Origin of the sequence: Chryseobacterium ginsengisoli (assembly GCF_039542325.1) — a bacterium.
GTDB classification, from domain to species: domain Bacteria; phylum Bacteroidota; class Bacteroidia; order Flavobacteriales; family Weeksellaceae; genus Chryseobacterium; species Chryseobacterium ginsengisoli.
This window is the reverse complement of the sequence record NZ_BAABHX010000003.1, coordinates 86,983-100,684: the sequence shown is the minus strand read 5'-3', so window position 1 is coordinate 100,684 and position 13,702 is coordinate 86,983. Positions and strand designations below refer to the sequence as shown.

Below are 13,702 nucleotides of genomic sequence, written 5' to 3'. Positions count from 1 at the left end.
GAAAATGATTAAGTTTGTTATCCTCAAATTTTTTTTCATGAATCCCGAATTTGCTACTTATATCGGATATTCCGCCTCACTTTTCATTGTATTGAGTTTTATATTGAAAGATATAAGAAAAATAAGGGTCGTAAATATGATAGGATGTATCTGTTTTGTCATCTACGGGATATTCAGCGGAATGCTTTGGCCGGTAATTATTCCAAACGGAATGATCTGTCTTATACAAATTTACTATCTTTTAGTAGATAAAAAGAAATAATGCAGAAGAAAAAAATCATTGTTTCTGCATTCAGCAATTTATACACGGATCAGCGTATAGAAAAGGTTTGCAGGACTTTATATAAAAACGGTTTTGATATTGAATTAATTGGAAATGATTGGAATGGAGCCGAAGAAATGTCGAGACCTTATTCTTTTTCCAGAATTAAATTAAATTCGACAAGTTTAAAAACCGCTTATTTCGAATTCAACTGGAAATTATACCATGAATTAAAGAAAAAAGCTGATAAAAACACGATTCTTCATGCCAATGATTTGGATGCTTTACTGCCGAACTATTTAATAGCTAAAAAATTAAATATCCCGTTAATTTTTGACAGCCATGAAATTTTTTCCGAAATGCCTGCAATTCAGGGCAAAATGTCACAAAAATTATGGCGTTATCTTGAAAAAAAATTAATTCCGAATATTAAATTCATGATTACGGCAAGTTCGGGATATGCCAATTGGTTTAAAAATAAATATAAAATTGATCCGGTTGTTGTTCAAAATTCACCCAGAAAATTAGATTTCAACCTTGAAATTCCTGAAAATTCACCGAAAATTATTTTATATCAAGGAGTAATTAATCCTTTTCGTGGAATCGATAAAGCGATTTTAGCAATGCATCATTTAGAAAATGTTATTTTTAAAATTGCAGGTGACGGTCCTATGAAAAAAGAATATGAAGAATTGGTTTTGAAAGAAAACCTTCAAGATAAAGTTCAGTTTCTAGGAAAATTATTGCCGGAAGATTTAAGAAAAATTACTCCAACTGTCGATTGCGGAATGAGCATTGAAGAGAATGGGGGAGAAAGCTACTTTTATTCTTTGCCTAATAAAGTCTTGGATTGTATTCAGGCACGAGTTCCGATAATTCTGTCAAATCTTCCTGAAATGCAGAATATTAAGCGACAATTTGACATTGGCGAAATTATTAAAAGCCACAAACCTGAAGATATTGCTGGAGCAATTCAGTCAATTTTAGATAAAGGAAGAAAAAATTACCAACCTGAACTTGAAAAAGCGGCGAACGTTCTTTGTTGGGAAAATGAAGAAGTGAAATTGTTGCAGGTCTTTGAAAAGGCAAATTCTACTACTGCCTAAAGTCTAAAGCATAATTTAGTATCTTTGCAGAAAGAAATTAGTTTAAAATGACCATTAAAGAAAAACAGCAGGAGCTTATCGACGAATTTGCGTTTCTTGAAGATTGGGAACAGAAATATGAATATATTATCGATCTTGGAAAAGAGCTGAAGGGAATTTCTGAGGATAAAAAAACTGAAGAAAATCTGATCAAAGGCTGCCAAAGTAAAGTTTGGATCGACGCTGAATTTAAGGATGGAAAATTGTTTTTCGATGCAGATTCTGACGGTATTTTGCCAAAAGGAATCGTTTCTCTATTGGTAAGTATTTACAGCGGTCATTCTACGCAGGAAATTTTGGATTCTGATTTCGAATTTATCTCAGAAATTGGTTTACAGGAGTTTCTTTCTCCGTCAAGAGCCAACGGATTGATGGCGATGACAAAGCAAATTAAATTTTACGCAGTCGCATATCAACTTAAGTCTTAGGTTTGACAAGAATTTTAGCATATCGTTTTTCTGCCTTTGGTGATGTTGCGATGACAGCGCCGGTTTTCCGTGAGTTTTTGGAACAAAATCCTGATGTGGAGATCGTGATGGTTTCCAGAAGTAATTTTGAGGCTTTATTTGCTGATATTCCGAATGTTATATTCAAAGGAATTAACCTTGATGATTATAAAGGCTTTTTTGGATTAACAAGATTAGCGAATGAATTAATTAAGGAGTTTCATCCGGATCTGGTTGCTAATCTTCATGATGTGATCAGAACAAAAATTTTAGATAAAATTTACAGGAGAAAAGGACTTAAAGTATTCAAAATCAATAAAGGAAAAGAGGAAAAAGAGCACCTGACAGATGTTTGGAATCTTAATAAAGTTCAATTGAGGAGAACAGTGGAGCGTTATGCCGATGTTTTCCGTGAAATGGATTTTAAAGTGGAATTGTCACATCAATTGAGACCAACTTCTTCTAATAAATCAGGAATTGGTTTTGCTCCTTTTGCCCAACATCAGGGAAAAATGCTTCCTTTAGAAAAATCATATGAATTAGTAAGAATTTTAGCTCAGAAACATAAAATTTACTTTTTTGGAGGAGGAAAACAGGAAACAGAAACTCTTGAAAAGTGGGAAAACGAAATTCCGAATACAAAAAGCTTATCTGGAAAATTAAATCTTACAGAGGAATTAAATAAAATCTCTGAACTGGAATTGATGATCTCCATGGATTCTGCCAATATGCATTTGGCAAGTCTAATGGGGACACGATGTGTTTCTGTTTGGGGTTCGACGCATCCTTATGCTGGATTTTTAGGCTTCGGACAAAGTGAAAATGATGTTGTTCAGGTAAATGATCTTACCTGCAGACCATGCTCTGTTTTTGGTGATAAAGAATGTTATCGTGGGGATTGGGCTTGTTTGGAAGAGCTTAATATTCAAAAAATTGTAGAAAAAATTTTATAATATATGGTCTCTCAGTTTGAGAGATTTTTTTTTGGAATCTATCTTGAAAATATAACCCAAGAAATTTAAGACAAAAAAAATCTCCCTTAAAAAAGAGAGATTTTGTGGGCCCTGAGGGATTCTCCATAACCTTTAATTTATCTTTATTCATAGTGGTTTCAAAGCTTTATTGATTTTGAGTTTGCCTAAAAGTATGCCTTTTTGATAGGAATCTATAATAGTCCATCATCAGCAAAACTTGTATAATTATACTTCGTGATGATGAGATTGTCAAGAAGAGCTATCTCCAAAAGTTTACAACATTCTTTTAATTTCTGTACAATACTTAGATCTGAGGAGCTTGGCTTTATATTTCCACTTGGATGATTGTGGACTAATATAATACCAGTAGCCAAACATTTTAATGCAACTGATAAAACCAGTCTTACATCAACTAAACAAGCTGTCATTCCTCCTATGGATAAGCTATAAACTCCTAATACCAAGTTAGACTGATTCAATAAAATCACTTTTACTTCTTCCTGCATTTCTATTGTATCTTCATTCCAAACTTTCCTTACTAATTTAACAGCATCAAAACTTGAAGTTATTTGATTATTGGTATTTCTAACAGGTTTATAAGAAACTGTTATTTCAGAAACTTGCTGATTAATATTGTTCATTTTAATTTAAGAGGTTTATTTAATACTTTATTCTGATACATTAAGATTGTGTATTTTCTGTTCTTCCTTAGTATTAACATTAAATAATCTGGTAGCTCTACATTGATACTGTCTAATTGTTGTTTTAGGGAGTTTATCAAATCTCCTTTAAACAGAAATTCCACTCTCATTAAAACATCAGCATTAAAATATAATAATATGTGCTTTGTTTTTTGATGTAGAATCTCAACTATAGTACCAAAATACTCATAAGGTTCTAATGATAATCCTTGTTCAATAATTTCATAAGGTGGTATAGCAATTAAATCAAATTCATAATCTGAATGTTCACTGTTGAGTTTAAAAATTAAGAAGTCATATATGTCTTTTTTCATTTAGTTTATAGTTATAAAAAAAACCACACAAGGTGGTCAATGGTCTTATTTAAGAAATTGATAGGTAATATTTTATTGTTTTTTAGATTTTATTGAAATTAAAAGATAGCTTAAACCACTACTAATGATAAATCCACAGAAAAAAAGCAAATAATTAAATTTGAAAACCTTTACAGAATTATCATTTACATTGCTAACATTAATTCTGTTTCCTATTGCATTAAAATATTGATTTTCCCCTGTTATGTATCCCAAAAAGAGACCTATCACTATACCAACTATAAGGATTAGTACTAAATATTCTTGTTTTGTCATATTTTTAAAATTAACTCTGAATGAACTTTTATTATGAATAAATCTACCAGCTTGATTACTTGCATCTTTAAAATAAGATAGATTACTTTGCTGATTTAGACTTTTATTTGACTTGTACAGTAATAAAAACTGTGGTAACATAATAATTATTGACAATCCAAAACTTGGTAGAATAGGCAAAATGCTTACAATAGCTGAACAAATCAAACTTATTAACCATTTTGTTTTAAAGCTTTGAGGGTCTAACTTGCCTTCTTTTATTAGCTGTATCTCACTGTTTAAATTATATATTGGTTTAAATATTAATCTTAAAATAAAAATCAAAATTACCATACAAAGTAATGTACCAATCATAACTGCTATCTTTTCAGACAACCCATTGTTCTGATATTTTGTTAACTGCATTGCAAAAGCAACTACAATAATTATAGCTACCAGTAAGCCAAATAAAAACTTACCAATAATCTCTGTCATTTTTCCTAATTTGTTAATATCATTCATATTTATAGTTTTTAAAGTTCAAATATAATCAATGTATCATTTATGATAACCATTTAATTATCATAAATGACCACTTTTGGTCACTAATCTAAAAGTGTGGATAAAAAGGAGTTTCAAATTGCTGTTGGTAAAAGAATTAAACAACTTCGTGAGAATAAGAAAATATCACAAGTTGAATTGGCTGCACTATGTAACTTTGAAAAATCTAACATGAGTAGACTTGAAGCTGGCAATACCAATCCTACAGCCTACACATTATATATTATTGCTCAAAAGTTAGAAGTTGAAGTCTTTGAAATACTAAACTTTAATAGTAACAGCCTAACTTAGAATTTGGCTATTAATACTAATCTATTCTTATTTTAAAGCTCAGAAAAACTTTAAATATCTGTTAATTAAACCATAGTTAAACTTACACACTTACTGGTGATTCTCAATTTTTTGCAAAATTCTTCTGACCACCAGTAATGAACATTTCTACTGTTTGATGAACTTAACCAAAAATTCACAGATTTTCTTTGTGTGTATATAAGTAAAAGGAAAAACTGTGCAAAAAAAAATCCAAATTGCACCCTAATCTATATAAGATATTACAGTAAAATTTGGATATTTTGCTTTAGTTTTATCAATTACCAGTAACAAGATTATTCTTTACTGATTCTTGTTGATGTACATTAATTCCTTCTTGCTCTTGAGGTACATAGATAAACCTATGTTGAAGAATTACAATTTCTCCAGTATCTTTAATAGTATATTCATAAGGCTCACATTGCTGCTTAATGATACTACCTTGCATTTGAGTACCAATTAATGCTTGACATGTAATTTCATCAAATGTGGATGTGATTGAAGCCTTTTTAGATGTAGCATAGAACTGATTGGTGGTTTGGCTCATAACCATTTCAATTCCTCCTTGAACTTCCAAAACAAAGAAGTTTGTTCCATCTTCTTTTTCTCTTTTTTTGTAGTTGATAATTGTTACCATTGTTTTTGATTTTTGAGTTAGATAAAAGCACCTGAAACAAAAGAATTGGGAGCAATAGTACATCAACTATCACCTTGATTGTATTACTGTCTGCAAAATTTTTCTCTTTATTATTACTGGTGGGGGGATATTTTCCATTCCCAAGGATGGGTGAGGGTTTTTACAGGGGGATTTGAAAGTGAATAAATTTTCATAGTCTAAAAATTTTTTTTCTGAAAAAATTTCTTATTTTTAGTGGTTAAATTAAAAACTATGGAAATTTTAAACATTATTGCTGCTTTTGCTACAATTGGATCATTCATATTATCACTTATAGTTTTAGCTAAAGTCACTAAAATTGAAAATAAGATTAACAGTAAACAAACGGTTAAAGGTGACAAAAACATAACCTCAGGAAGAGATTCAAATGTTACAAGATGAAGGATATAGAAATTGAAGGGGATGATAATATAGCATCTGGAAGAGACACCTCTACTACCAATATCTAATGAATAATCCATCTTCCTTCTGGTAGTGGTAATAACATGGCAAGTTGACTGCAATATCTTATTGATAAAGGATTGATGTCTTGGAGTAACATTAGCCCAGTCTTGAAATCTGCCTCCCATTTTTTCATGAATGTCAAGACACCCACCGGTACCATTCCACTCATGACTTGCAGAGTCAATAATAATTACTTCAATTCCAGATTTTTCACATAACTCAATTGCTTGAATATATCTTTCAGGTGAGTAAGGTGCTTGTAAATCCAGAACATTATAATTTCCTAAATCTGAATACAGAGAAGCAGAAGAGTTTTCAGTATCTATAACTGCAATTTTGCTCCAGTCCTGTGTCATTCCATAGCCTAATAATAAGGCTGATTTCGTCTTTCCAAATCCAGATGCTCCAGATAATCCTAATCTAAGCTTTACTTGTTGTCTTTGTGATTGTTTTAATTTCATTATTTTAAATTTAATTGTTAATATTTTTGGTTTACTATTTAATTTTGAAAATGAATATAACTCTGTTACTGGTGGTTTACTAAAAACAAAAAAACCAACCTTATAGAAATAAGATTGGTTTTTCATATCCAAATTTTACTGTTAGATCATATATGATATTTCTTAAAAATTGGATTATTATTCAAAATTCCAATATAATGGATCATTAGAATGTTCTTCTGTAACATTTCCATTTCCTGATTGTAAAATCCATGCATCATCAATAGAATATATAAGATTGATATAATCATTTTTTTTAGGAAAATCTATAAGTTCTATACCATTGACTTTAATTTTTTTAGTACTATTTTCTGGTGTAATTGTAGTAGTTTTAGGCACAAAAAATAAATCTTTAAGTAATTTATAAATAGGAACTAAGTTTTTACTTTTTTGTAAAAAACTAAATATCTTGAGGTTTTTGTCATATTTTCTTAGATTTTCTATTGTTGCATTCAATTCTATTTGATGTTCTATTCTAAAATCTATTTTACTATCTATTGGTAAATGTAAGTCACCTTTTTTACTCTTAATAGTATATTGAGAAAGAAGAATATCCTTATAACTATATAAAATTTTATAAGCATTAATAAGGGCTGTTTCTTCTGTTGTTAGGATTTTTGGGATATATTCTAACTGAATTGAATAAAGCATCGCTAATCTGAGGTAAGTTTCTTTATGCATAGAATCAATATCAATAGGTGTTTTCCAAGCTATAAATGAACCATTTTTGTAAATTGCCATATCGCCATCAGGAGGATAAATCTTTTTTCTAAAATCAAAGTTAAACACTCTCTTATTTCTTTGTATAAAAGCAATTATTTGTTGTTCAAAATTTGAATTTCTGTACGGTGTGATTGATTTGTATTCTGTTTCCCCCTCTGGCTTATAGATTATATTATTAGAATAGAGGGATGATCTGAATTTTATATAACAATCTTTGTCAGAATTTAAAACAAAAAAACTGCTCTTTGAAAATGTCTTGCCATAATAATTGTTTAGCATATTTTGAACATTACCATATGAAAATAATAATAGTGATACTTTGGATATAGTTCTTAATTTACAGTTTACAAACTGATTATTCCAAGCTGCCCAATAGACATAGTCTGAAAGGTTTTTGCCAAATATTTCATAGTAGTTTCTATAGTATTTTTCTCCCTCGGTTAGCTTGTATTTTTCATATTCTGGAAAAATGGGAACAATATCCAGTGTTTTTGAATTAACAAATTGTTCTCCGCTATCCTGATTTTCTCTTAAATTAAAATAAAAAGATTTTAGCAAAGCATCTTGAGAATTGATGTCATAGTAGGGTGAATGGTTATTTTCATCATCAAAAGGCAAATAATCTAAACTGGTAACCTTAATATAATTTTCAGGAATTTTAGGGACTTTTATAAGCTTTTGTGGTGATGGCATTATTATATAAATATTTGCCTTAACCCTTGGTCTGGCAACAGCTTGAATGATGTTAAATATGCCTTCAGTGAAAATACCAAACCTCCCCGTGTTATTATTATTTATTTGTGCTGATTTGGGAGGTAAAATTATAAAATAACCACAATTTTCATCTTCTATACTGATTCCTGTTTTAAAAACAGTTCCAATATTACAAATTGTCTCATCAAATGGCTGATTGTTTTTACTTATGCAGAGGTTAAACTCACCAAATGTTTCATTCAGCTTATTACCTAAATCTGATTTGTGTATATCTTCAGCTAAACTTTGAGAGTATGACAAAATATGTATTTTATCAAACTTTTTTCCCTCATCAATAAAAAGTGATTCAAAAATTTGAGAATTAGCTTTGTAATGATAACTATCATATATGCATAAATGCAAATCACTTAACCTTTCATCTTCTACATGATGTCTTGCAGATTCAATTATTTTAATCTTTTTATCTGTCATTTCTGCAAGATATTTTATAACAACTTTTGAGGCTTCGTTAAATGTTGCACTTAATACAATAGTTTTGTGAACAACAGAATTCCATTTAAATAAATTAAATATTAGAGTTTCTTTGAAATTATGAATTGATTCATGAATCTCATCTAAAATTAATACTATCTTTTTTCCATTATCTTCAGCATAATTAATTAAAGATTCAAAGTATTCTCTCTTTATGTCAGATTGCTTCAGAGCAATTTTACCAGGATTTCCCAATAAGCTGTTTATTGTAAGTATCTGTATAGGTTTCTGATGGAGAGAGTTGAAGTTTTTTCTATTTACCAAACCATCTTCAAAGTTTTGATAATTAAAAATAATATTGTCTAAGCCACTTTCTTTTTTTATTTTAGACTCATATTGTTCTATAAGAGACTTGAATGGTGCAGCTATAACGATAATATAATCTTGAGTTTTGTAATACCATTCAACAAACTTTATTACTGCTGTTGTTTTTCCTTGACCAACACTTGCATTAATTATAGTAGTATCCTTTTTGCCCAAATCAATATTTTCAAGTAGTGGCTCTGAGATATATCCATTTCGAGGCTCAATTATAGTTTTCCCATTACCTTCGACATAAAATCCCTCAAAATCTGAGGCATTTATTTGTTTAAAGTTTATAGGGGTATTATTAAATGGTGTAACATGTTTTTTTTTCATTAGCATTATATTAACTGCTCTGTAAAATTAATACAAAGCAGTTAAATAGATATTATTTCAGTTTAGAATTTAGCTTACTCATCTCCGTACTAACCTTTTCCTTTACAACCTTAGCATAATGTTGTTGAGTTATTCCTATCTCAGAATGCCCAAGTAATTCTGAAACTATCTCCATAGGTACATCATTATAAAGTAGGATAGTAGAAGCAAAGGTCTTTCTGGCTATATGATGAGTGAGAACTTTGTTGATTCCTACAATCTCTGCTATCTCCTTTAGGTAGGAGTTAAATCTTTGGTTTGAAACTATAGGTAATAACAGGTTTTCAGTTCTGTATTTATTCAAAATAGTTGAAGCTTTTAATAGTAGAGGAATTTCATAACTCTTATTAGTTTTCTGCCTGTGAATGTGTATCCACTTATTGGTGTCAAAGCCTTTTTGAATGTCACTTTCTTTAAGTTTTGACATTTCTGTATAAGCTAATCCAGTGTAACAGCAGAAAATAAACATATCAGCTACTTGTTGTAGTCTTTCAGAAGCAAAATTATGTTTCTCTAATGCCTCAAGTTCTTCTTTAGATAGGAATACAACTTGCTTTTTAGGTTTCCTGTTCCTGTAGAGTAGGAAAGGGTCTTTGGCTAAGTAATCTAATCCTACAGACAATTTAACTATTTGTTTAAACCTTTGTATGGTCTTGTAGATTGTATTCTGTTTAAACTGCTTTTCTGCCTTTAAATAAAACTCAAACTCTGTGATAAATGCCATAGTCATATCTTTCAGAAGATAATCAGATTTTTTATACTGATGTTTTATGAAAGACTTTACATGAGTCTGTGTCTGATAAAATTTAGCTACTGATACTTTAGTGGTAGAAATACCAATCAGTTTTTCCTGTTTAGAGATATGTAAATGAAACATTTCATTAATGGACTTATCCTGCTTGATATTCTCTCCTTTGAATTGTCTGTAGATATCATCTACATCAAAATCCTTTTCCTGAACTTGTAGGAACAAAAAAGCCTGATTAATGTCTTGTTTAATCAGGCTTAGTTGGGTGTTGATTTGAGTGTTTCCTTTATTGGGAGGATGTGCTTTCTGTTTTGAAGCATTCCAATAATCTGGATTTATAAATATGCCAGTTGAAAAAGGTTTTCTTTGGCTATCTAAAGTGATTCTACACTCAATAGGACAAAGTCCTTTTATGTTAGCTTTGTTTCTTCTTAGTAAAAATAGTATTGATAATTTCATAGTATTAATGGGGGATTGAGTGGGTAACCTAGACTAGAAGTGGGTAACCTAATGGGTAACCTGAGTCTAATTTGTTTTGTGATTTTTGGAAGTAGGGTTTTCCTCTTTTTTAACCTTAATTTTAAGATAAAAATGAATGCAAACTGTTTAAAAACATAAATGGGTAACCTAGATTAAAAGTGGGTAACCTAAAAGTCTGCCTTAAAATTGGAAAATGATGATTAAAATTAAGTTTCTGAAAGAATGATCAAAACACTTAGAAAGACCATGAATAGGATAGATGTAGTATATAACAAAAAAAATCTCCCTTTAAAAAGAGAGATTTTGTGGGCCCTGAGGGATTCGAACCCCCGACCCTCTGGGTGTAAACCAGATGCTCTGAACCAACTGAGCTAAGAGCCCTAATTTTTTTGAAAGGTTTCGTTTCCTTTTTTGTGGGTCCTGAGGGATTCGAACCCCCGACCCTCTGGGTGTAAACCAGATGCTCTGAACCAACTGAGCTAAGAACCCTCTTTATCGTTATTGTTTCCTCGATTAGAGTGGTGCAAATATACGACTTATTTATAAATCTCCAAATTTTTTTCTAAAAATTCTCCAACAACAAAGTTACTTCCGCCAATAAAAATCATTTCTTCGTTTGTAGATTGCTCTTTTGCAGAAAGATACGCTTCCTGTACAGAATTAAAAATTTTATAAGAAATTTTTGCCGCGATTAGCAGATTTTCATACTCTTCAGGGTGTCTTCCTCGATGAATGGCTGGTTTTGTAAAATAAAATTCAGAATTTTCAGGCAAAATTTTCATTACTTCATCGATTTTTTTGTCATTGACGAAACCTAAAATGATATGTTTATGTTTATCAATTGAATTTAGTTGAGCAAAAACGTATTCTAAACCAGCCTGATTATGTCCTGTATCACAAATTATAAGTGGATTTTTTGAAAATTCAAACCAGCGACCGATAAATCCAGTATTTTGATAAACGTTTAAAAGTCCTTTTTCAATATTTTCATCAGAAATAGTGAAATTTAATTTTTTTAATTCCTCAATCAAACTTAAAACAACTTTGATATTTTTTGCTTGATAATTTCCTTTTAAGTCAGATTTTAAATCTGTTTTTAATAAAGTAGCATCAACAAAAGTAGCATTTTCATCTTCGGCTTTATTTTTAATAATATTTTTTACAACCTCATTTTCATCTCCGGAAATGATTGGAATATGAGTTTTAATAATTCCTGCTTTTTCAGCCGCAATTTCTTCAATAGTGTCTCCCAAAATGTTCTGATGATCCAACTGGACATTTGTAATCGCAGAAATCAAAGGTTTAATAATATTTGTCGAATCCAATCTTCCACCCAATCCAACTTCAATGATCGCAAAATCAACATTCTTTTGATAAAAATATTCAAAAGCCATGATTGTGGTAAATTCGAAAAATGAAGGACGAATATCTTCCGGAAGATTTTTCAGTTTTTGAATAAAATTAAAAACAAATTCTTTATCACAATTTTTACAATTTACTTTAATTCTTTCTGTAAAATCTATAAGATGCGGAGAATTGTATAAACCCACTTTGTAACCTGATTCTTGTAAAACGGAAGCCAGCATATTGCTTGAAGAGCCTTTTCCGTTGGTTCCTCCGATGTGAATACATTTTATTTTTTCCTGGGGATTTCCAAAAAATTCGCAAAGCTTTGTGATATTATCCAAGCCCGGTTTGTAGGCTTTTTGCCCATCGATCTGATAATTAGGAGCCTGTACAAAGAGCCAATCAACGGCTTCCTGATATTGTTCGTTTGTCATGGTACAAAATTCTCAAAAGTTTGATTAAAATGAAACAATAATTTTTTAAAACTGTAACTTTTTTATATTTGCTTCGTCTAATAGGGAAAAATATTTATATGAAAAAAGTTTTGACTATTGTTTTGGGATTATCTTGCCTGGCTGTCAATGCCCAGAAAAAATGGTCTTTGAGAGAATGTGTGGATTATGCGACCAAACATAATCTTCAGGTTATCCAAAATGAATACTCGAAACAAATGCAGGATCTGAACCTGAAAACTGCGAAGAGAAACTATCTTCCGTCTGTATCTGCAAGTATTGGAAACAGCGTGAGCTTCGGACAGGGATCATTAGGAGCAGGAAGTTATAGAAACGATAGGTTCAATAACAGTCCCAATCTTGGAGCAGATATCTTGGTTTATAACAATGGAAGACTGGAAAAAACCATTAGAAAAACCGAATTTGATGTAGAAGCAAGCCAGTACGATATAGAAACAATTAAAAACGATATTTCTCTTCAGATTGCACAACAATATTTAACAACGTTATTAAATAAAGAAATTGTAAAAATCTCTGAAGCTGCTGTTGAAAATGCTCAAAAACAATACGACAGATCAAAAATCACAACAAATGTAGGAACTACTGCACAAACAGTTTTGGCTGAAGCTGAATCGGGTCTGGCAAGAGAAAAACAAAATTTAAAAACAGCTGAAATTAATGTCGGAAGAAGCTTATTTGCTCTGGCTCAGCTTTTACAACTTGAAGAGTATAAAGACTTTGATGTTGAAAATGTGGACGTTCCGGATCAATTAGCCCCACAGTTGAAGTCTGTTGATGAGGTTTTAACAACGGCTTACGAAACTCAGCCACAGGTAAAAGCAGCTGAAAGTAGAATAAGATCTGCCGAAGCACAGACTGAGGTTAGTAAAACTGCGTTTTGGCCTACATTAACAGCCAGTGCTGGTCTTAATACTTTTTACAATAAATCATTTAACGTTCTTCCTGGAGTTGTACAAGGAACTTTTTTTGAGCAATATAAAGATCAGTTTGGACAAAATGTTGGACTTTCTGTAAATATTCCGATTTTTAATAAAGGAATTACTAAAATCCAAGTTGAGCAGTCAAAATTAAATGAAACGATTGCTAAAACGACTTTAGAGCAGCAGAAGCAGACTGTGAGACAAAATGTTCAGAAAGCTCAGTTTGATGTAGATGCCAATTATGAAATTTATTTATCTTCACTTCAGGCAGAAAAAAGTACAAAACTGGCTTTGGATTTTGCAGATAAAAGCTACGCAGCAGGAAGATCTACGATCTACGATGTAAACGTTGCCAGAAATAATTATGCTAATGCGCAGGGTTCTGTAGCTCAGGCTAAATTTAATTATGTTTTTAGTCTTAAATTATTGAATTTCTACGCAGGAATTCCGTTGAGTTTATAA

Annotated in this window: 14 protein-coding genes and 2 tRNA genes; 6 read left to right on the top strand and 10 right to left on the bottom strand. The window is 30.8% G+C overall.

The genetic code is table 11. From position 1 onward, the window contains the following. The first annotated feature begins 37 nt into the window (after window positions 1–37). The 4 genes from ABD940_RS09590 to ABD940_RS09575 are packed head-to-tail and all read left to right on the top strand — an operon-like array spanning window position 38 to window position 2,806. Window positions 38–262, top strand: coding sequence for a uroporphyrinogen decarboxylase (locus tag ABD940_RS09590; protein WP_345202915.1), 225 nt, complete (start codon window positions 38–40; stop codon window positions 260–262). After that, window positions 262–1,368: a glycosyltransferase gene (locus ABD940_RS09585; protein WP_345202912.1), complete on the top strand. Its 1,107-nt coding sequence runs from the start codon at window positions 262–264 to the stop codon at window positions 1,366–1,368. The genes ABD940_RS09590 and ABD940_RS09585 overlap by 1 nt, the downstream gene beginning before the upstream one ends. A gap of 47 nt (window positions 1,369–1,415) precedes the next feature. After that, window positions 1,416–1,835 carry a SufE family protein gene (locus tag ABD940_RS09580; RefSeq protein ID WP_345202910.1) on the top strand — a complete coding sequence of 140 codons (420 nt, stop codon included), beginning with the start codon at window positions 1,416–1,418 and terminating at the stop codon, window positions 1,833–1,835. Between the two features lie 2 nt (window positions 1,836–1,837). After that, a complete protein-coding gene (locus tag ABD940_RS09575; RefSeq protein WP_345202908.1) occupies window positions 1,838–2,806 on the top strand; it encodes a glycosyltransferase family 9 protein in 969 nt (322 codons plus the stop codon). Window positions 2,807–3,018: 212 nt separating this feature from the next. Here ABD940_RS09575 and ABD940_RS09570 read toward each other — a convergent pair whose 3' ends face one another. The 3 genes from ABD940_RS09570 to ABD940_RS09560 all read right to left on the bottom strand — a co-directional run bounded on the left by ABD940_RS09570 (window position 3,019) and on the right by ABD940_RS09560 (window position 4,658). Further along, a complete protein-coding gene (locus ABD940_RS09570) occupies window positions 3,019–3,468 on the bottom strand; it encodes a JAB domain-containing protein (protein ID WP_345202904.1) in 450 nt (149 codons plus the stop codon). After that, on the bottom strand, window positions 3,465–3,842 hold the full coding sequence (locus tag ABD940_RS09565) for a hypothetical protein (protein WP_345202902.1): 378 nt from the start codon (window positions 3,840–3,842) through the stop codon (window positions 3,465–3,467). The genes ABD940_RS09570 and ABD940_RS09565 overlap by 4 nt, the downstream gene beginning before the upstream one ends. Window positions 3,843–3,914: 72 nt before the next feature. Then, the gene (locus tag ABD940_RS09560; protein WP_345202900.1) at window positions 3,915–4,658 is read right to left on the bottom strand and encodes a hypothetical protein; all 744 of its coding nucleotides are present in this window, start codon (window positions 4,656–4,658) and stop codon (window positions 3,915–3,917) included. Between the two features lie 96 nt (window positions 4,659–4,754). Between ABD940_RS09560 and ABD940_RS09555 the strand changes: the two genes are divergently transcribed. Then, window positions 4,755–4,988 carry a helix-turn-helix domain-containing protein gene (locus tag ABD940_RS09555; protein ID WP_345202898.1) on the top strand — a complete coding sequence of 78 codons (234 nt, stop codon included), beginning with the start codon at window positions 4,755–4,757 and terminating at the stop codon, window positions 4,986–4,988. 295 nt (window positions 4,989–5,283) lie between these two features. Here the strand turns inward: ABD940_RS09555 and ABD940_RS09550 are convergent, their stop codons facing one another. From ABD940_RS09550 to ABD940_RS09520, 7 genes are all read right to left on the bottom strand, one after another. Continuing rightward, window positions 5,284–5,643: a hypothetical protein gene (locus ABD940_RS09550; RefSeq protein ID WP_345202896.1), complete on the bottom strand. Its 360-nt coding sequence runs from the start codon at window positions 5,641–5,643 to the stop codon at window positions 5,284–5,286. 197 nt (window positions 5,644–5,840) lie between these two features. Continuing rightward, window positions 5,841–6,713 (bottom strand): AAA family ATPase, encoded by an 873-nt coding sequence (locus tag ABD940_RS09545; RefSeq protein WP_345202895.1) that lies wholly within the window; start codon window positions 6,711–6,713, stop codon window positions 5,841–5,843. A gap of 51 nt (window positions 6,714–6,764) precedes the next feature. After that, a complete protein-coding gene (locus ABD940_RS09540) occupies window positions 6,765–9,233 on the bottom strand; it encodes a DEAD/DEAH box helicase family protein (RefSeq protein WP_345202894.1) in 2,469 nt (822 codons plus the stop codon). A gap of 52 nt (window positions 9,234–9,285) precedes the next feature. Beyond that, the gene (locus ABD940_RS09535) at window positions 9,286–10,479 is read right to left on the bottom strand and encodes a site-specific integrase (protein WP_345202892.1); all 1,194 of its coding nucleotides are present in this window, start codon (window positions 10,477–10,479) and stop codon (window positions 9,286–9,288) included. A gap of 327 nt (window positions 10,480–10,806) precedes the next feature. Then, a tRNA-Val gene (locus ABD940_RS09530) sits at window positions 10,807–10,881 on the bottom strand. 33 nt (window positions 10,882–10,914) lie between these two features. Beyond that, a tRNA-Val gene (locus ABD940_RS09525) sits at window positions 10,915–10,989 on the bottom strand. 47 nt (window positions 10,990–11,036) lie between these two features. Continuing rightward, window positions 11,037–12,281, bottom strand: coding sequence for a bifunctional folylpolyglutamate synthase/dihydrofolate synthase (locus ABD940_RS09520; RefSeq protein WP_345202890.1), 1,245 nt, complete (start codon window positions 12,279–12,281; stop codon window positions 11,037–11,039). Window positions 12,282–12,379: 98 nt separating this feature from the next. Between ABD940_RS09520 and ABD940_RS09515 the strand changes: the two genes are divergently transcribed. Next, window positions 12,380–13,702: a TolC family protein gene (locus ABD940_RS09515; RefSeq protein ID WP_345202888.1), complete on the top strand. Its 1,323-nt coding sequence runs from the start codon at window positions 12,380–12,382 to the stop codon at window positions 13,700–13,702.

Bases quoted from the DNA above. Each gene is read 5' to 3' on its own strand.
- ABD940_RS09590 (WP_345202915.1), top strand. From the start codon at position 38: ATGAATCCCGAATTTGCTACTTATATCGGATATTCCGCCTCACTTTTC.
- ABD940_RS09585 (WP_345202912.1), top strand. From the start codon at position 262: ATGCAGAAGAAAAAAATCATTGTTTCTGCATTCAGCAATTTATACACG.
- ABD940_RS09580 (WP_345202910.1), top strand. From the start codon at position 1,416: ATGACCATTAAAGAAAAACAGCAGGAGCTTATCGACGAATTTGCGTTT.
- ABD940_RS09570 (WP_345202904.1), bottom strand. From the start codon at position 3,468: ATGAACAATATTAATCAGCAAGTTTCTGAAATAACAGTTTCTTATAAA.
- ABD940_RS09565 (WP_345202902.1), bottom strand. From the start codon at position 3,842: ATGAAAAAAGACATATATGACTTCTTAATTTTTAAACTCAACAGTGAA.
- ABD940_RS09560 (WP_345202900.1), bottom strand. From the start codon at position 4,658: ATGAATGATATTAACAAATTAGGAAAAATGACAGAGATTATTGGTAAG.
- ABD940_RS09550 (WP_345202896.1), bottom strand. From the start codon at position 5,643: ATGGTAACAATTATCAACTACAAAAAAAGAGAAAAAGAAGATGGAACA.
- ABD940_RS09545 (WP_345202895.1), bottom strand. From the start codon at position 6,713: ATGAAAAACCAATCTTATTTCTATAAGGTTGGTTTTTTTGTTTTTAGT.
- ABD940_RS09540 (WP_345202894.1), bottom strand. From the start codon at position 9,233: ATGAAAAAAAAACATGTTACACCATTTAATAATACCCCTATAAACTTT.
- ABD940_RS09535 (WP_345202892.1), bottom strand. From the start codon at position 10,479: ATGAAATTATCAATACTATTTTTACTAAGAAGAAACAAAGCTAACATA.
- ABD940_RS09520 (WP_345202890.1), bottom strand. From the start codon at position 12,281: ATGACAAACGAACAATATCAGGAAGCCGTTGATTGGCTCTTTGTACAG.
- ABD940_RS09515 (WP_345202888.1), top strand. From the start codon at position 12,380: ATGAAAAAAGTTTTGACTATTGTTTTGGGATTATCTTGCCTGGCTGTC.